The sequence below is a fragment of the Salinigranum halophilum genome (genome assembly GCF_007004735.1).
GTDB classification, from domain to species: domain Archaea; phylum Halobacteriota; class Halobacteria; order Halobacteriales; family Haloferacaceae; genus Salinigranum; species Salinigranum halophilum.
This window is the reverse complement of record NZ_SSNL01000006.1, coordinates 1-15673: the sequence shown is the minus strand read 5'-3', so window position 1 is coordinate 15673 and position 15673 is coordinate 1. Positions and strand designations below refer to the sequence as shown.

The following is a 15673-nucleotide window of genomic DNA, read 5'->3' as shown; positions in this document are numbered from 1 at the left end:
TAGAACACGTGTTGGAGGATACTTATATCAGGTCCACAGAGACACCGGTATGGAGACAGTCCTCGGTGGTATCAGAGAGATGCTGTTGGGTGTCCAGCTGACGTTGCTCGGCTACGTTTTTCAGGACTTGCGACTCGCGCCCGAGGAGGTCAACGGTCTTCTCCTTCTCGTCGGAACGGTTCTCACCATCGGGGGGTTCGTCGCGGGGCGTGGGTGATTGCGGTGGGGACAAGAACGAAGTGGGTGTGGGGAGTGGGTACATCGATGGAAATGGACCGGATTGAGGACCTGGTCTCGGGTACGATTATGATTGTTCTGGGTACCCTCCCGACAGGCCTGTTCCTCGTCGGGCGAGGGCAATCTCTACTGTTTCTCGACAGCGTCAGTGCCAGCGTGCTTCCCGACCCGTTCCGAATGCTCCTCGTCGTCGTGCTGTGCGTCTGTGGGCTTACACTGGCCGCAATGGGAGTTCTCACGATCAAAAACGGCCGTTCGCGGTCGACCACGACTGGGCTCTTCTGACGGCAATACTCGTCTCTACTCGTTGCTCGCGTCTCTGCCGGTGCGAACAGAACGGTTACACTGAATCGGTGAGTGCACACCGACATGGACGCTCGCTACTCGTGGTTAGCCGGAGCGGCAGTCGGCCTCTCGATTGGCTATCTGTTCGGGATACAGCGTGGTGATATGGTACTCGGCGCTGTGCTCACGGCTGTCTGGACGATTACGGCGTACGGTCTCTTCGCGTTTCCCGAACATCGGGGGAGGTCCGGGTCACACGCTCGGTTCTGGTACTCTCTCGTCGGCGTGCTTGCACCCGTCGTGATGTTCACCCCACAGTACAGTTCGCTGTTGTCGCCCGCCGATGGGCTTCCGTTAGTCCTGCTTCTCGGCGGCGTATGGCTCGGTGGTGTGTACGCGGGTGTCGCGCTGGAGCGAACCGAACGACACGAGTAGTCGCGCGCCCGAAATCAAGCGGCTCCCCTCATCGCAACGTCCGAAGCATGCCTCATCTCATCTCATTTCATCGACTCTTCGCGTGCGAGCGGGGATTAGCGCATTCAGTGGACCCTCCCCTGACGGGGATGTATGTGTGGAGGTGGTCACGCCCGCTCAGGCGTCGTTGATGCGCCTCTCCCCGAATCCGCACCTACCTGTCCGTGGCACCCGAAGCTCCGAGGCTCACGAGCGCACTCACCAGTCCGAAGAACCCGACGAGTACGAGCCGCAGGCTCAATGAATCGTTCTGTGGGTCGACGAACGGAATCGCTCCGAACGCGACGACAGCGATTCCGAAGAGGACGACCGTGAGAACGCGGTCGTACCGCGGGTCGTACTCCACGTCTGCGAGGCGTGCCCACGCGGTATCGTCCGGGGTCGGTCGCTGCCTCCGTTCGACTCCGTCGCTCGTGTGAACGGCAACGAACCCCCGTCTGAGCCCTGCCAAGATAGCCCCGAACAGTCCACCGATGGCGACACCGGCGACGAAATTCTCGGGTCCGCTGAGAGCACTCACGGAGAGACCCACCACCACTGCGGGGAGGACGAGCAGGCCGACTGTTTCCAGAAGGTCCACCAGCGGCGCTGGTCTGTCGTAATCCGAACTCATCACTCGGTTGCGCCTCCCACCGCGCGATTCGGTTCGACAGGCGTGTCGGCGGCGTCGTGTCGATGAGTTCCTTCCCGTGTCATTCCTCTCGTTCCGCGTCGACCGCCTCCACGAGCAGTTCGGTGAGCAGTTCCGACAGCGCTTCGCGGTCGACCGCGTCGAGCGCCGCGACCACTCGTTCACCGTCCGCCGGCGTGTCGTGTTCGTCGGGCATCGGAGTTCCTGTCGTACCGAGCAACGGGCCTGGACTTGATAGCTATTTACCTCTGGGCTCTCGTGCCCGAGACGATGGCCCTCCACACTGTCTCGTCTCGAACGCTCCGGCTGTGTCTGTACTGTTGTCTCGCCGTCTGCGTGGTCTTTGGGTGTCTGGCGCTCGCCGACGACCTTCTCGACACGTCGTTCTGGCCGGACGGCGCCGAGTATGGGGTCACTCTTCTCGCTCTCGTCGGCGTGTACTACCAGCTTCTCCCCGACCGAGAGACGGTGGAACGGTGGCGGGTACGGGCTGTGGCCTGTCTCGCGTTCGGGCTGCTATCGCTGCTCTGTATTGCCTATACGAACCCCGAGAGCCCCCTGTCTGCTGTCCCGTTCGCGTTACTCATTGTCGGGGCGATCGTGGCGTATCGAGGACTGTATCGTGAGTGGGCGAACCCCCACCCGTGACTGTTCCTGTGGGCTGCTCCACGGCGAAACTGGGTCGCCGCCGTGGTTTGTCCAGTGACTGAAAACGGGTGGTGGGGGTGACGAGACAGAGCATATCCCGTCACGCAGTGGGCAGGAGCTCATGCCGACAGGAAACGTCGGCACTGAACACGGTGGGCGGCGGAACAAACAATCCAGCGAAGGCTTCGACGAGGATTTGAGCGACGATGTGACCCACTGTCGGTTTTCAGGCGTATCCCGAAGAACCGCTTGAGACTTACCGGCGGAGGATGGCGATACCGCCAATCGTTGTGACGAGGAACGCACCGGCACTGGCCAGGAGCGGGGACAACCCGACCAGTTCGCTTCCGACCCAGTACAGACTCACGAACACCCCGACGCGATTACTGAGGCACCGACCACCCAGCCGACTGCCTTCCACGCTCGGTCGTACGGCGACCAGTACTCATCGGAGAGAGTCGGGACGACGACACCGACCGTCAACAGGAGCAGGAAGCTCCCGTCCGGGCCGATTGACAACGGGGATTTCAAAAAGCCTAGCACGCCGTGTAGTTCGAGACCACCGACGAACGGGAGTGTCTCGGGCTGGCCAACGGGTTTATCAGTTATCTCGTGGTGTTTTCGTCTGAGCGATGCCCTCCACGCCGCTGTTCGCCCCACGTCAGTTCTTCGCCCAACGAACGCCCTCGCTGATCGGTGCTGCTGCCATCTTCTACCTGACGGGAGTCGTCGCCGTCACAAGTGGCGCTCCGTTCGTCAACCAGGCGAGCGGCTTCGAACTCCCACTGGCGGTGATTCTCGTCGCGGTGCTCATCGGTGGGGGGATCGGCGCGGCCGGAATCTGGATGGGTTCGACCGTTCTCGTCTACCTCTTGTCGCAGGCCGCTGGTGGCTCAGGGTCGGTCACGCGAACGGCTGCGAACATCGGGTGGGCCGCCCTGCCGCTCCTCATCGCGAACAGCGTTTCCACTGCGACCGTGTTGGTTCTCTACTTGTTCGGTGGGTTGCCGGCGATTACCGCTCCCGGGACGATGCCCTTCTGGCTCGTCGCGTTCAATGCACTCACCGGTCTTGTTGGGTATCTCTGGATCGGCTATCTCCTCACGTACGCGATTCAGGACGCACGCGACCTCGGCGTTAGACGCGCCCGTCTCGTCGCGGGACTCGTGATTACGATTCCAATCGGTTACTCGCTGTCGCTGCTGCTGTAGTGTGAATCTATTGAACTTTCGGCTCGCAATCCAGCCCGGTGAGCCCCTCTCGTGAACGTCGAACGCGTTGTTCCGGGCGACTGACAGGGCGTGAAGGTTCGCAAGCGAACCGCCACTAGTGAGGACTCCGCCAGCGTCGGGCCCGAGGCCGAACTCCCTGGCGATAGTCTCGGTCAAGTAAACTACCCCACCCTACTCCCTCGGCGCTCCGCGCCTCGGTCCTTGAGGGTGGGGCTTTGATGTGGACTCCCGGCAATCAGTCGCCAGCAATAGGCTGGTGACTCTCGCCGCTCAACGTCCCACCATTCACACGTAGGTCTACTTCTACGTCTCCGCCCCCCGACTTGGGCGAGGAACGGAGTCTGTGTGTCCGCTTGCGAGCGTACCGTAGCCCAATATTCTTCGCACCGTTGTAGTCCGCGTTCACCTCGTACCCACACTTCTGGCACTTGAAGTGTTCTCCGTGGCGGTTATCCTCATGCGTGAATCCACAGTCCGTCCGCGAACAGCGTTGGGACGTGTGGTTCGGTGCGACTTGCTCCACGGAGACACCGCGCTCGGGTGCTTTGTAGGAGACGTACTCGTACAGGCGTCGGAACGCCCATACGTGGTGCCACTTCGCGTGCGGTAGTCGCTCTCGAATGTCTGTCAAGTCCTCGAACACGATAACGTCACAGTCGTGTTCGACGGCTTCTGTGACAAGTTCGTTAGCGACGGTGTGGATGTACTGTTTCCGCCACGCTTCTTCACGCTTGCCGAGGCGAAGGAGTGCGTTGTGCGCGGCCTGCGTGCCGCGCTGTTGCATTTCACCACGCCGCTTCTCGAACTCGTGGCACCAGTGGTCGTAGTCGTCTCCCTGCCAGAACGTGCCGGTCGAGGAGACGGCGAGACTGTTGACACCGAGGTCGATACCGAGGACCGTTTGGTCGGGGTGCCCGGTATCTGCTGGAACCTCTGTGTCGTCGCTGTCAATCCGCCGAGTCGAGATGTTGAGGTAGAACTCGTCGGTTGCCGCGTCGTACCGGAGCGTACTCTCACGGAACTCATAATCCCCGGAGAGAACGTACCGCTCGTAGGGCGTCGGGCTGTCTGCCGGGAGACTGAACGTGGGTTCGATTCGACCCTCAACAGTTGCCAGCGACACCTTGTTGCGGTAGATGGTCGCGCTCCGGGCGTCGTAGTCCATCGTTTCGGCGGTGAACGTCGGACAAGAGACGCGCTGTCTCTTCTTCCAGCGTTCGACACACGCTTTGACGGCTTCGACGGCGCGTTTGATGGCGGCTTGGACGAGTTGTGCCTGTAGGTCCGTCTCCTCTCGAAGTTCGGCGTAGAGCGCGTCACGAACCTGCCGCTTGTTGGTCTTGCACTCGGTGTAGGAGGCGTCGGCCCAACAGTAGTCGGCGGTTCGATTCGCGCAGTACAGGTATTGCTCGGCGGTTCGGTGGAGTGCGTCGCGTTGCTCATCGGAAACGGCGAGTTTCACGACAGCGGTTCGACGCACGTCCATACTTCAGAGAAGGTGCGGCGGTGGTTATACGCTTGGGAGTCTGCCGGTCGGGTATGCCGGTTGTGTCGTACTATGTCGGTTTCCTCTCCGGCCTACTCGCTCTCTCCGCTACGCTCCGGTCGCTCCTTGAGGCCGGAGGCTCCACCTCGAATTATGCTGACCTCGGGGATGGTGGAATCGTCTGGCAACGGCGACCGGTCTTGTGTCCCTGTAAGCTGTCCGAGGAGCTGATCAACGACGTCCTTGGCGAGGTTCTGGACGGCTTCGGCGTTATCGCCACTCGGGTCGATGAACCCTGCTTCGGGCGAGTTGGAACGATTCATGTATACCGCCTCTGTCCCCAGTGACTTCGAACATGTGGACTATATTGGATCGACACTACCTGCTCAGCTCTCAGTATAGGAGTACTCCGGCCTGTAACCTTGATTCACGTCAGGGGGAGTCTTGGGTGGCAGCGTCTTGCTGACTATGCGCTCTGTATCGGTCACACCATTCCAGACAGATACTGAGAAGCTCAAACGAACTGTGCTGCATACAGAGCGCGGGTCGGTCACTTCGAAACAACCATAATTCGAAGATTGGAAGGGTCGCCTCAAACAATTCTTGCTACTTCCAGTGGAGGAGATAGAGGAGGTAGAGACTTGCTCCGAGAACGAGCACTCCCGCGAGAAGAACCCCGACTAAACCGAGAACTGACGAGGTGGAAAATGCAAGCTGGAACAGTTGAAGACCTACGAGAACAGTAAATACAGAGAGGATTGTCCAGAATATCGTTCCAATCAGTGTGCGACTTGTACCAATAAGCTCGTCACGTACGATGGCACGAACGTTTTCTTCATTGAGTTTGTCGGAGGGCTCCATAATGACGCATGACGTGGCTGACAACAATAAAATGACGACTACCTCATTTGTGCTGCTATTCATCACCCTCGCCTTGCTGAACTCGTCCTCTGTATCGGTCACACCGTTCCTGACAGATACTGAGAAACTCAAACGAGCTATGCTGCATACAGAGCGCAAGTCGGTCAACATAACTGGCATCTCCTCGCCAATTATTGGAGGTTTCAGCTCCTCGAATTGCGTATCCAAGATAGAATATATCGTGCCCAAACCACAGCACCGACGCCTGCCACCAAGATAGCAATTCCAAGGAGAGCCAACTTAACGGAGGTATTCGGTAGCATATTCTCTCTACTCCAGTTTTGATTGTAGGTTTGTTGGTAGAACAGAATGCATACACTCCTGATTCACAATCGGTGATTTGCTGAACTCAGCCTCTGTATCGGTCACGCCGGTTCTGACTGCACGCTGGTAGTTCTTCAGGCCCGTGCTGAATTCAGAGCGCGAATGCTCTAGCCATCATGTCAGAAAGATTCTCTAGAATCTCGTTTTGCCCTCATCTTCATTCCAGAATAGATTGCTCCCAGCATCACCAGAAATGCTACTCCTGCGAGCCAGAGTCGCCCTGTACTGGAGTCTCCAGCCGTGTACGCGTATAATTGATAACTCCCAACTATCAGCATACCCAAGCTGCTTACAATCAACGAGGTGCCGTCATCCATATCCACCGACTACTTGCAACGGTACTAATCGTTTCGTTGAAGTGATGTACACACCCTCTGTATCGGGCACACCGGTACTGACACATACTGAGGAGTTAGAGAGGGTAGTACTGCATACCAGGCACGAATGCAGGATGGGGGTCAGATCGACCGCGGACGCAGTGCTCGCCCAGGATCGGGAGCCATCTACTAACCGAACGTCTAGCAGTTGGGTTATTGCGATGCGGTGGACTGCGTTCGACCGTACTCGTGGATGTACGCCCCGAGCGCACCGGCCGGCAAGGAGAGCCAGAACGTCGTCGTGAACGCGGCATACGCGAAGCCCACCGCCCAGATCGGTGCCACTATCGGCAGCCAGAGAAACTCCGACAGCGACATGGGGGGGCCGGCAACCAACTGCTGAAGCGGCTATATGACCAAGAAATCGACCAGGGTGCTCGCGGGGTACATCAAGACCATCGCCGCGAGCCCGGCTGGAACGCCACGCCACACGCGAAGTCTCGGGACCCGCCAGACGAGGAATCCTCCGGGAACCGTCGCGACCATTCCGATGACCTGCTCGAGCAGCGGTCCATCGTACGCCGCATACCACGAGGACATGATCGTCGAGATACCGACGAGCTGTGTCACCAGAATAAACGCCGTCGTCGTGAGTGTTGCGACGGTTGCCATCGCATAGCCTGCGCCGACATCCCGCCGATGTGCGTACGGAAGCCGGCCCGGGCCGTACTGTTTACAGACGGCGGCGATTCCCCCACCTAACCCCATGTTCGGTATATACGTTGTTCTGGCTCTGTTGAAATCCTCAGAGGGTTACTCGTTCGCTTAGTAGTCTGACTGGATGAAAACCCTCCCGAAGTCGCGGTTACTCCGGTTCGTTGAGCAAGCTATGCAGTTGGCTCAGCGAGCAGTCGCTCGTTACTCGTCGAAATTCTCGAAACGGCGGTACACACTTCATCAACACATCGTCCTCCTCTGTCTCAAGGTGCGGAAGAATACGACGTACCGGGCGCTTCTTGACGAACTTATTGAAATGCCTCGGATTCGGAGTACCCTCGATCTTGAGGAGATCCCATCTCCTTCGACGTTGTGTAAAGCGTTCAACCGTCTTGATATGGCTGTTTGGCGGGTTCTTCTCAATCTCTCAGTCACTATTCTCCCAACCAACAGTATCGTCGGTATCGATGCATCCGGTTTTGATCGCAGTCACGCCTCGAAGCACTATACGAAGCGGACGAAGTTGACGATTCAGCAGCTGAAAGTCACACTTCTCGTAGACACGAAGTCAAACGCGGTTATTGATCTGCACGTGACGACGACCAGAAAGCACGACTCACAGATCGCACCGTCACTCATCAAGCGGAATACCGATGAAGTAGCGATACTCCTCGGTGACAAGGGGTACGATGACCAGAAGATTCGCGCGTTAGCCCGTGAAACGGGTGTTCGACCGCTCATCAAGCACCGAGAATTTTCGCCACTCCACAAGGCGTGGAACTCCCGACTTGACGCTGACCTCTACGGGCAGCGGAGTCAGAACGAGACGGTGAATTCTCGTCTCAAACGTAAATACGGCGCATTCGTCCGCTCACGACGCTGGTGGAAGCAGTTCCGTGAACTCGCTATTGGCTGTCTCACCCACAACATCGACAAGGGACTCTGAACGTTAGATATAGGGGATGGTCAGCACTAAGATGTACTTCCGAACTCTAATGACGATCAGCGTCGATAAGAGGTCATATGAGTGAAGATAAAATCACACTCTACATCGCGGCGAGCGTGGATGGATACATTGCCGATGAGGAGGGTGGCGTTGACTGGCTGGAAGAGTTTCAAACGGAGTCGGACGGCGATGAGGATGTCGAAGGATTTTCGGAATTCTTCGAGACAGTAGACTGTCTCGTAATGGGGTCAGCGACTTATGAACAAGTTATCGACTTCGGTGAGTGGCCTTATGGGAACAAGCCAACGTACGTGTTCACCCACAGAAGTCTCTCACCCGCAACCGAGGCAGTACAATTCGTTGACGACGAGATAGCAGATTTTGTGCCTGAAATCAGACAGCAATACAACCACATATGGTTGGTCGGTGGCGCACAACTCGCACAGTCATTTCTCCAGAGGCGAGAGATCGATGTAATCCGACTATCATTCATTCCGATTCTCTTAGGAGAGGGAATACCGCTGTTCTCGGGTGAATACGACGGTCAGAGACTGAGCCTCGTCGACACGACTACACACGGCAGCGGAATCGTAGAACACCACTACGAGGTATCCTAACAGATCGAATACTGCGGGATACGCAGTCCTATCTAACGGCTGATTCAGCGAGAAAGGTGTCGCAACAATAGGATTTCAACAGAGCCGTTGTTCTCTACTTCAAAGAATGCACCGTGTGCCCGGTACCATACGCAGAACCGAAGTGCTGCATACACACTCTCTATCGAGCATGCTGTTACTGATAGACTCTGGATAGACCGCGCGTCGGTCAGAGCCATCGGGCTGTTTGCTCGGCGCAGATATGAGTGGACCTATCGCAGGGAAGCCAATCCAGTCAGCATTTGTCCGTCGCGGGAGATGGCTAACGCGATGCCCTCCATCATCACCGAAATCGTGTTTAGCGAGCCCTCCGGTCGTCCCCTTGCACTGGTCCACCTCTGTGGAGCACTCGTGTTGTCCGGCACGTTTGGGTACTACGTCGTTGTGGAAGGTGCGACACCAGTCAGTGCCGTAGTTTCTGATCGCTGTGATAGCCATCGCCGGTATTGCTGAGTCTCCCCCGAGGCCCCGACAGCTGGCGGCGGGTATCCTACGGCTCACGGCCCTCTCTGTACTGGTGAGTATGCTGGCGAACATCGTCTTCATACCCGAACTCTTCACTCGCTGAAAGAGAAGGCCGAATCGATACGCCACACCGATTCGCTGCGATCGCCAGTACCCCGTCGTTTCACACCTGCTGATTCACGGTTTGCGGCCACGAAATCCGGTTCGGTATTTATACTCTCCCGGCTGTTCAACCGAACCACCGTGTCCGAGCTTCCGAGTTGGATCGACAATCGGCTCGATCAGAACCTCGACGACGCGCTCTCCCAGAAGCACGTCGTCGAGACGATGGTCGACTCCGAGCGGCCGTTCTTTTCGGCTCGTCAGCTCCAAGCGCTCGTTAAGCCGGACGTGAGCAAAGCGACGGTTCGGAATCGACTGAACGAGCTGCAGGAAATCGATATCGTGGCCGCCGAAACGTATCCCGACTCGGTCACGCTGTACTACATCAATTACCAGGAGTCGAACTGGCCGCTATCTCCCGAAGGAAAAGACGCCCTCGCCGCCGAAGCCCCGCACGATCGGCTCTCCATCGGCTTCCTCACAGTTTCGGACACGGCAGGCCTCCGGCTCTTCGTACTCGCTGGGTTGTCGGTGATAGTTGTACTCAGCAGCATCACGACCCTCGTTGTTCTCGGACTGTTGGACAATACTGGAGGTCCCATTGAACCTCTCGCTGCCGTCCTGGCGACTGGCGGGCTGTTCGTCGGCGTCACCGCACTGCAGCTACTGATCGCCGGACTGTTCCTGTTCGCTGGCGAGCGCATTGTGCGGTAGGGTCTGGATTGACCGATGGCAGTGACACGGTCGGTGCCCAGTCGGTCTCCGGTAACTGACACGGATCGAACTAACTACATAAGCGTTTGCGGCTCTGTTGAAGTTCTCTTCTTTAGACACACCGGACCGTGCAACAGCCGCTCGGTAGGTCTGCAAGGTCGTCGGTGGAGTTATTCGTAGGGCAGTACGAGTCAAGATTATGAACTTATCACGCCTTCCCCGGTTCGTCATCTACGAGTCTTTTCTTATTATCCTCGGATTCGCAATCGCCGCCCAGATCTCGCCTCCAGACGTCTATAGCCAGCTACTCGGGACGTTCGTGATCCTCACGATTACACTCCCACTCTCGTACTGGCTGGTGTACAAACGTCATTGACATCCTCCCCGCCCTGAAGGGCGAGGATTCCACGAAGTGGATATTCAGGTTGCGCGTTTCCTCGGGGTGCAAGTACGCTTTCGCGTGACCCGTCGAAGGTTGCCACCGGGTTGTGACCAACGGTGTGCGTTTCAGCGCGTACAGCCCTGTCAATGGGGCCTTCCTCCCCGCATACAGCGGGCGTCAACGACGGCTGGCTATCCAACCAGCGAGGTAGCACGGTTCGCCTCACCCGAAGTGTTAGACCGTGCATGGTTCTCCCTCCCGTTGTGCGATATTCTCCGAAGCGTTCAGGTCGGCGTGTCTTCCTCGACCGCACTCCGTACACGAAAAGTGGTCGCCATCACGGGTTCCCATCGAACCACATTCCGAACATCGTTGGCTGGTGTGGTACGCATCGACCTTCTCGACACGAATACCAGCACGTTCGGCTTTGTACGTGATGAACTGTTGGAGTTGGTGGAAATGCCACGAGTGAACACCTGACCACGAACTATTCTCACGGATACCTTCGAGATCCTCCATCCGAATGACGGGGTTCTCGAACTGTTCCGCGAACGTGATGAGACGACGGGAGAGTTTGTGATTCAGCTCTTTGATGCGACGCTGTTCTTTGTCACCCACACGGTTGCGTGCGCGAAGCGCACCCGCTTCCGAAAGCGAATCGCGTAGGGAACGATATTTGCGTCGAACGTACTTCGCCTCACCACCCGACACCAGCATCGACTCGGCCTCACCGTAGGCCGTCACAGCGAGGATGTGACGTTCGCCAATATCGACACCGATGGGCGTCTCACCCGACGTGTCGGCGTCGTACTCGATATTGAACGTACAGTACCAGTCGTCGCCACGACGGTAGACCTGTAGGCGAGTCTTGTCCGCGTTTCCCTCGACCAGCCGGTCTACGGGGTCGGCAATGTCGTCGTACACTTCGATAGGCGTGTACCACCACTGGGAGACGCACGGGAAGCCGACGACGACTGTGCCGTTCTCGGTCGTGTCGATCTCCCAGTTCTGATTGTTGACGGCGAACGGTTGACTCTCTCGGTAGCGAACCTCTCCGTCTTTGTTGTGGTCGGATTTTGCCTCTCGGATGGCTTGGTTCTGAATGGCCGAGTAGAGGTCGTTGTCAATGCTGGCAGTGGTCACGGATTTCCCGAAGTCACCGTTCTCCCACCCGTCGATACAGAACTGCTTGGTGTCACGGTAGAGACGAGTACCCTGTTGCCACTCTTTCCTCCGTGAGAGGGATGGATTGTGGAACTTCGCGGTGACAGTCACCGTGACCATTACATTTGTAACAATAGTTACTATATTAAGAAACTATTGGAATATCAGACCGTGCTATCGGCAATGATTCGTGAAAGGTAGTGTCGGATTCATCCCCGCGCTAAAGCACGGGGCTTTCTCCTTGAATCTCCGTAATAGGGACACATCTCTTTTATCAGTAAGCAGTCACAATCTTTAGCGATTAGAACATGACCAACTATCTGGGTGTCTCTCGGCGGGATGTCGGGGCAGGCCTCGCTGCCGGCGGGTCGGCCCTCCTTGGTGCCGTCCTGATTAACCTCTGGAACATCTTCCAGACGTTCAGGGCCCAAGGATTCGACTCCGCCAGTATAGCGGAGTATTCACGGGGAGTGAATGGGATCATCTTACTCGGGGGTATCTTCGCACCGATTGTCGCTGCGTTCGTCGGGACTGTCGTCTGGCGCGTGATGATGCCGGATGAGCCGAACCCACTCTACGGCGCCGCAGCAGGCGTCGCTTCAGCGTTCGGTACGCTGGTCGTATTCGCGGCTTCGATAGGTTTTATATTCTCGCTGAGTCGGGTTTCCGCTGGCGCGCCCGCTGGTGCTATCTCCGAGTTCCTGTTTTTGACCGTTCTAATCGCTGTATTCGGTGGCCTCATTACTGCCCCCATCATCGTTCCACTCGGTGCGCTTGTGGGGTACGGCTATGAGCGGTACATCACTGAAGACCAGCGGTGAACCCACTCTGGTCTGTGAGTCACCTGTACTGACCACCACAAAGGCAACATGAATCGGCTGACAAGGGGCTCAACAGAGCCGCGTTTGCTGCTGTCGCATCATACGACCGGGGCGCTGCTAGGTCGTAGACGTTGCCTGTGAGCCTCTTCAGCCGTTTCACGGCCGCGAATAACCGGTTCGTGGCCGCGAAATCCACGTTCATTTTTATAGTGGCTCCCTCTCAACACACAATCATGTCGGTCGTTCTTCAAGCCGGAGGTCCGGTCAATATCGAACTCCTCATCGTGCTTGGAATTACCGTCGTACTGTTTCTCGTCAATATTGGTGTTGCTGTGTGGATATATCGTGACGCAAAGCGCCGAAGTCAACCTCACGCATTCGCGTGGGGTGCCGGATCGTTCCTCGGGGTGTTCTTCGGAGGGATGGGAGGTTTCGTCGTCTGGGTTCTCTACTTCGTCGTGCGGGATGAAACTGGAACCGGAGCGCCGTCCGTACGGGAGGACTCGTAATGGTATTCGCACGTCTCGAACGCCGCCTCCGAATGATGATCTGGAGCCCCATCGTCCTGAAACACAACCCGACTGCGTGTTATTGAAATGCTTCGGGTAAAATGTTCATGACATGAGAACTATCGAGACAATACTCGGATACGTTCCGATAATACTCATGCTTGGTGGGGCGATACTGTACTTCCTTCCAGCCAACTGGGTCGAACTACCCGTCGAAACAGCTACGCTCGGGACGGCCCTGTTTGCACTCGGCGGGGTGCTGTTGTACGCCGGTTGGTACGACAGGTTCGACACCGAATCAGACACGACTGGGGATGATACCACATACAGGTTCGACGTCGATTCAGACACGATTGCAGAAGACGCCACATCTCATGCCCCGACTCAAACTACCGGATATCTAGCTACAGTCGGCACATACGGCCCGTGGATACTCGTCACAATCGGCGCTGCACTAAGTTGGGGACAAATACGTAACCCAGATAGGGTGGGTCTGATTGACAGGGCGCCACTCGAACTACCCTGGGGAGAACAACCGGTGATTGGGTTTGTTTTTATCTTATCTGGATTAGCGCTGTTCGTTCTCATACATATAGCAATCCCATATTTCAATGGCGATTAGTATGCAGTACTGTATTGACTGTTCAGACTGGTTGCAGTAGCGCTTGCGAACGGTGTATGACAGACTGCCCGACGTTGCTGGTGTTTCCACTGATTCCTGGGGTCGTCTCACTCGCCTTCCTCGCGTTACTACCCGAATCGACCTGGTTTCAGTCTGCTCCGGGTGAATGTTGTGAACGTGTAGACCCGGTTGAGAGTGTTCTGCGGGCTGATAGGGGTCTAGACTCATGTCGATGCCGTCAAAAGAATGAATTGATAATACTGTGAGTCTCCAGTATGGGTCTCCCCGCTCCAACCGCCGTGACCCCCTATTAGAACCTCCATCGGCTACCCCGCGGCGACGACGGTAAGATCGGTGCCGAACACGCGATGGCAACCGCGGCTGCGGGGGCCGCAGCCTTCTACTTCGTCGTACAATTCGTCGGCGCGCTTCTCTTCTCGGTAACCGTCGGGACCGGATCGTCGGGACCCTTCGTCGGATTCGCCGCGGTCGCGGCGCCCTTCGGAGCAGTCACCGTCGCCGGCGTCGTCGCGTGGCGTTCGGTGCCACCTTCGATCCCTAGAACGGCGGGCTCAAATCGCTCAATAACGCTGACGTACGTAACAGTCTTAACGTCAGCAGCAGAGCCGTATACTGTGGAGAGGTACGGTTCCCTCAGCTTGGTTGGCTGGGGTGTGATTCTATCTGTAACAGTCGTTGCCGTACTGTGGCAACTCTCAGTTAACAGTTCTTTCACCTCCAAGCTCACTGGATCACTATTATTCGGCGGTGCCTGCCTGGGAACCGGTATGTTCCTATTCCGGTTGTTCCGCGGACAATAGGCACGCGCTACTTCGCGGGCTGTTCATCCAGACAAGATGTAGCAAACGGGGAGCCTCCATGAGAGATATGGTAGCGTTTGAAACTCTTCGTAACCGAGTGCGTCTCGCGGACTATCCTAGCCGGTTTCGACGGTGGCCTGAGAAACAGCATGAGCAGTTTCTTTCAAACGTTACTATACATCCTCTATCTCTCGCACGTAGGAATTGACAGGGTTCGAGTAGTTGGTGAATGAGACACAGAGTGCATAGTCAACACGGCCTGGCCTCTTGTATTTATAACCTAGACAGCGGGAGAAACTCAGGTGAAAGCTTCCTCCCGGAACAGACCTCCCAACTGGGCCATTGGCTTGTTCGCCCTCTCAGTAGCACTTGTGACTCTTGTTTCGGTCTTTTTGGGCCAATCACTCATCGCGGGAGTGATGACTGGGCTTGGTGGCGTTGCTGGAGTGCTGCTCACATTCTACCTCGTGAAGCCTGCTCTGTTGGATAGCAAGTGACCACTACTGCCTGCACCCTCTGTATTCTGTCCGCCCCCTCTGATCGCGTTCGGGGCGGTATCTGCGGCCATGTTACATACGGATCGTAAATCGGTCACTGCAGAAGGGCGAGGTTGTGTGGTTATCGGAGCCCGATTTTCTTGTGGCGCCTGTAGAGATATAGTACACCCGCCGGAATCGTGACCAGTTGCACGGCTGAAAACACGAACGAACCCAAGTGAAGGACGGCAACAACGCCCCACAGCACTCGGCTGGGTATCCAATTACTGTTGGTTTGATGGAGCGTACGGACATCGAGATAGAGACACACCGAGTACAGCGGAGCCAGCAGACTCCCGACGAGCACCGTCGCTGCCACCGTGAGGAGGGAGAACAAGAACAGCAAGCCAGTCTCTGGACTAGCGGGGACAAGGCTTGGAGGAGACCCAGCCTGTGGTTCGCTCACTAACTGAAGGAGACCGTACGATGCCTGCACTACTAGAAAAACTCCGATGAAGAACGCGACACCGTACCACCATCGTGAATCGGGACGCTCACGGAGCGACTCACTTGACATCTTGCACGTCGAAGAAGGCGGGTCGTGTTAACTTTGGCATCGATTCCACCAGACGGCGAAGGCGTTGAGCCACGACTCCGCGGTCGGCAGTCGTGTGTTTGAGAACGTATTTGAGAACGAAGAAGTTCGTCGTTTTATCTCACGAA

Annotated in this window: 23 protein-coding genes and 2 pseudogenes; 14 read left to right on the top strand and 11 right to left on the bottom strand. The window is 56.8% G+C overall.

Features of this window, described 5'->3' with window-relative positions:
• The first annotated feature begins 49 nt into the window (after nt 1-49).
• The 3 genes from E6N53_RS20785 (at nt 50) to E6N53_RS15495 (ending at nt 957) form a co-directional block, all read left to right on the top strand.
• On the top strand, nt 50-217 hold the full coding sequence (locus E6N53_RS20785; protein WP_161596573.1) for a hypothetical protein: 168 nt from the start codon (nt 50-52) through the stop codon (nt 215-217).
• A gap of 47 nt (nt 218-264) precedes the next feature.
• Entirely contained in the window at nt 265-522 is a 258-nt protein-coding gene (locus E6N53_RS15500; RefSeq protein ID WP_142860467.1) for a hypothetical protein, read from the top strand.
• A gap of 84 nt (nt 523-606) precedes the next feature.
• Nucleotides 607-957 carry a hypothetical protein gene (locus E6N53_RS15495; RefSeq protein WP_142860466.1) on the top strand — a complete coding sequence of 117 codons (351 nt, stop codon included), beginning with the start codon at nt 607-609 and terminating at the stop codon, nt 955-957.
• Between the two features lie 193 nt (nt 958-1150).
• On the opposite strand, the gene E6N53_RS15490 is transcribed toward E6N53_RS15495, so the two are convergent.
• Both E6N53_RS15490 and E6N53_RS21475 read right to left on the bottom strand, forming a co-directional pair.
• Nucleotides 1151-1609, bottom strand: coding sequence for a hypothetical protein (locus tag E6N53_RS15490; RefSeq protein ID WP_142860465.1), 459 nt, complete (start codon nt 1607-1609; stop codon nt 1151-1153).
• A 79-nt stretch (nt 1610-1688) separates the two neighbouring features.
• Entirely contained in the window at nt 1689-1823 is a 135-nt protein-coding gene (locus E6N53_RS21475) for a hypothetical protein (RefSeq protein ID WP_269090100.1), read from the bottom strand.
• Between the two features lie 74 nt (nt 1824-1897).
• Between E6N53_RS21475 and E6N53_RS15485 the strand changes: the two genes are divergently transcribed.
• Complete coding sequence (locus tag E6N53_RS15485) at nt 1898-2275, top strand: hypothetical protein (protein ID WP_142860464.1); 378 nt, start codon at nt 1898-1900, stop codon at nt 2273-2275.
• A gap of 363 nt (nt 2276-2638) precedes the next feature.
• On the opposite strand, the gene E6N53_RS20780 is transcribed toward E6N53_RS15485, so the two are convergent.
• On the bottom strand, nt 2639-2794 hold the full coding sequence (locus E6N53_RS20780; RefSeq protein WP_161596572.1) for a hypothetical protein: 156 nt from the start codon (nt 2792-2794) through the stop codon (nt 2639-2641).
• Nucleotides 2795-2907: 113 nt separating this feature from the next.
• Here E6N53_RS20780 and E6N53_RS15480 point away from each other — a divergent pair, with 113 nt between their 5' ends.
• Nucleotides 2908-3486 carry a YIP1 family protein gene (locus tag E6N53_RS15480; protein WP_142860463.1) on the top strand — a complete coding sequence of 193 codons (579 nt, stop codon included), beginning with the start codon at nt 2908-2910 and terminating at the stop codon, nt 3484-3486.
• A gap of 256 nt (nt 3487-3742) precedes the next feature.
• Here E6N53_RS15480 and E6N53_RS15465 read toward each other — a convergent pair whose 3' ends face one another.
• Nucleotides 3743-4993, bottom strand: a complete 1251-nt coding sequence (locus E6N53_RS15465) for an RNA-guided endonuclease InsQ/TnpB family protein (RefSeq protein WP_142860462.1) — start codon at nt 4991-4993, stop codon at nt 3743-3745.
• 53 nt (nt 4994-5046) lie between these two features.
• Between E6N53_RS15465 and E6N53_RS15460 the strand changes: the two genes are divergently transcribed.
• Complete coding sequence (locus E6N53_RS15460; protein WP_142860461.1) at nt 5047-5340, top strand: hypothetical protein; 294 nt, start codon at nt 5047-5049, stop codon at nt 5338-5340.
• 259 nt (nt 5341-5599) lie between these two features.
• Here E6N53_RS15460 and E6N53_RS15455 read toward each other — a convergent pair whose 3' ends face one another.
• The 4 genes from E6N53_RS15455 to E6N53_RS15445 all read right to left on the bottom strand — a co-directional run bounded on the left by E6N53_RS15455 (nt 5600) and on the right by E6N53_RS15445 (nt 7227).
• On the bottom strand, nt 5600-5956 hold the full coding sequence (locus E6N53_RS15455) for a hypothetical protein (RefSeq protein ID WP_236642379.1): 357 nt from the start codon (nt 5954-5956) through the stop codon (nt 5600-5602).
• Nucleotides 5957-6357: 401 nt separating this feature from the next.
• Nucleotides 6358-6555: a hypothetical protein gene (locus E6N53_RS15450; RefSeq protein ID WP_142860460.1), complete on the bottom strand. Its 198-nt coding sequence runs from the start codon at nt 6553-6555 to the stop codon at nt 6358-6360.
• Nucleotides 6556-6768: 213 nt separating this feature from the next.
• Complete coding sequence (locus E6N53_RS21470) at nt 6769-6900, bottom strand: hypothetical protein (RefSeq protein ID WP_269090099.1); 132 nt, start codon at nt 6898-6900, stop codon at nt 6769-6771.
• A gap of 63 nt (nt 6901-6963) precedes the next feature.
• Complete coding sequence (locus tag E6N53_RS15445) at nt 6964-7227, bottom strand: hypothetical protein (protein ID WP_142860459.1); 264 nt, start codon at nt 7225-7227, stop codon at nt 6964-6966.
• 169 nt (nt 7228-7396) lie between these two features.
• Between E6N53_RS15445 and E6N53_RS15440 the strand changes: the two genes are divergently transcribed.
• The 5 genes and pseudogenes from E6N53_RS15440 to E6N53_RS21745 all read left to right on the top strand — a co-directional run bounded on the left by E6N53_RS15440 (nt 7397) and on the right by E6N53_RS21745 (nt 10531).
• Nucleotides 7397-8218 (top strand): IS5 family transposase, encoded by an 822-nt coding sequence (locus E6N53_RS15440; protein WP_142860458.1) that lies wholly within the window; start codon nt 7397-7399, stop codon nt 8216-8218.
• Nucleotides 8219-8295: 77 nt separating this feature from the next.
• Complete coding sequence (locus E6N53_RS15435) at nt 8296-8835, top strand: dihydrofolate reductase family protein (RefSeq protein WP_142860457.1); 540 nt, start codon at nt 8296-8298, stop codon at nt 8833-8835.
• Between the two features lie 309 nt (nt 8836-9144).
• A pseudogene (locus tag E6N53_RS21650) lies at nt 9145-9442 on the top strand (hypothetical protein).
• Nucleotides 9443-9582: 140 nt separating this feature from the next.
• Entirely contained in the window at nt 9583-10155 is a 573-nt protein-coding gene (locus E6N53_RS15425) for a helix-turn-helix domain-containing protein (RefSeq protein ID WP_142860456.1), read from the top strand.
• Between the two features lie 199 nt (nt 10156-10354).
• On the top strand, nt 10355-10531 hold the full coding sequence (locus E6N53_RS21745) for a DUF7534 family protein (RefSeq protein WP_449421036.1): 177 nt from the start codon (nt 10355-10357) through the stop codon (nt 10529-10531).
• 240 nt (nt 10532-10771) lie between these two features.
• Here the strand turns inward: E6N53_RS21745 and E6N53_RS15415 are convergent, their stop codons facing one another.
• Nucleotides 10772-11821, bottom strand: coding sequence for an RNA-guided endonuclease InsQ/TnpB family protein (locus tag E6N53_RS15415; RefSeq protein WP_142860455.1), 1050 nt, complete (start codon nt 11819-11821; stop codon nt 10772-10774).
• Nucleotides 11822-12009: 188 nt separating this feature from the next.
• Here E6N53_RS15415 and E6N53_RS15410 point away from each other — a divergent pair, with 188 nt between their 5' ends.
• From E6N53_RS15410 to E6N53_RS15400, 3 genes are all read left to right on the top strand, one after another.
• Nucleotides 12010-12522, top strand: a complete 513-nt coding sequence (locus E6N53_RS15410; protein WP_142860454.1) for a hypothetical protein — start codon at nt 12010-12012, stop codon at nt 12520-12522.
• Nucleotides 12523-12659: 137 nt separating this feature from the next.
• Nucleotides 12660-13031, top strand: coding sequence for a hypothetical protein (locus E6N53_RS15405; protein WP_236642378.1), 372 nt, complete (start codon nt 12660-12662; stop codon nt 13029-13031).
• Between the two features lie 112 nt (nt 13032-13143).
• Nucleotides 13144-13653, top strand: coding sequence for a hypothetical protein (locus tag E6N53_RS15400; RefSeq protein WP_142860453.1), 510 nt, complete (start codon nt 13144-13146; stop codon nt 13651-13653).
• Nucleotides 13654-14053: 400 nt separating this feature from the next.
• Here E6N53_RS15400 and E6N53_RS15395 read toward each other — a convergent pair whose 3' ends face one another.
• Together E6N53_RS15395 and E6N53_RS15390 are read right to left on the bottom strand one after the other, a co-directional pair.
• Nucleotides 14054-14401, bottom strand: coding sequence for a hypothetical protein (locus tag E6N53_RS15395; protein ID WP_142860452.1), 348 nt, complete (start codon nt 14399-14401; stop codon nt 14054-14056).
• Nucleotides 14402-15554: 1153 nt separating this feature from the next.
• Nucleotides 15555-15673, bottom strand: a pseudogene (locus tag E6N53_RS15390) (IS6 family transposase); the annotation flags it as partial.

Bases quoted from the DNA above. Each gene is read 5' to 3' on its own strand.
- E6N53_RS20785 (WP_161596573.1), top strand. From the start codon at position 50: ATGGAGACAGTCCTCGGTGGTATCAGAGAGATGCTGTTGGGTGTCCAG.
- E6N53_RS15500 (WP_142860467.1), top strand. From the start codon at position 265: ATGGAAATGGACCGGATTGAGGACCTGGTCTCGGGTACGATTATGATT.
- E6N53_RS15495 (WP_142860466.1), top strand. From the start codon at position 607: ATGGACGCTCGCTACTCGTGGTTAGCCGGAGCGGCAGTCGGCCTCTCG.
- E6N53_RS15490 (WP_142860465.1), bottom strand. From the start codon at position 1,609: ATGAGTTCGGATTACGACAGACCAGCGCCGCTGGTGGACCTTCTGGAA.
- E6N53_RS21475 (WP_269090100.1), bottom strand. From the start codon at position 1,823: ATGCCCGACGAACACGACACGCCGGCGGACGGTGAACGAGTGGTCGCG.
- E6N53_RS15485 (WP_142860464.1), top strand. From the start codon at position 1,898: ATGGCCCTCCACACTGTCTCGTCTCGAACGCTCCGGCTGTGTCTGTAC.
- E6N53_RS15480 (WP_142860463.1), top strand. From the start codon at position 2,908: ATGCCCTCCACGCCGCTGTTCGCCCCACGTCAGTTCTTCGCCCAACGA.
- E6N53_RS15465 (WP_142860462.1), bottom strand. From the start codon at position 4,993: ATGGACGTGCGTCGAACCGCTGTCGTGAAACTCGCCGTTTCCGATGAG.
- E6N53_RS15460 (WP_142860461.1), top strand. From the start codon at position 5,047: ATGCCGGTTGTGTCGTACTATGTCGGTTTCCTCTCCGGCCTACTCGCT.
- E6N53_RS15450 (WP_142860460.1), bottom strand. From the start codon at position 6,555: ATGGATGACGGCACCTCGTTGATTGTAAGCAGCTTGGGTATGCTGATA.
- E6N53_RS15445 (WP_142860459.1), bottom strand. From the start codon at position 7,227: ATGGCAACCGTCGCAACACTCACGACGACGGCGTTTATTCTGGTGACA.
- E6N53_RS15440 (WP_142860458.1), top strand. From the start codon at position 7,397: ATGAAAACCCTCCCGAAGTCGCGGTTACTCCGGTTCGTTGAGCAAGCT.
- E6N53_RS15435 (WP_142860457.1), top strand. From the start codon at position 8,296: ATGAGTGAAGATAAAATCACACTCTACATCGCGGCGAGCGTGGATGGA.
- E6N53_RS21745 (WP_449421036.1), top strand. From the start codon at position 10,355: ATGAACTTATCACGCCTTCCCCGGTTCGTCATCTACGAGTCTTTTCTT.
- E6N53_RS15415 (WP_142860455.1), bottom strand. From the start codon at position 11,821: ATGGTCACGGTGACTGTCACCGCGAAGTTCCACAATCCATCCCTCTCA.
- E6N53_RS15410 (WP_142860454.1), top strand. From the start codon at position 12,010: ATGACCAACTATCTGGGTGTCTCTCGGCGGGATGTCGGGGCAGGCCTC.
- E6N53_RS15400 (WP_142860453.1), top strand. From the start codon at position 13,144: ATGAGAACTATCGAGACAATACTCGGATACGTTCCGATAATACTCATG.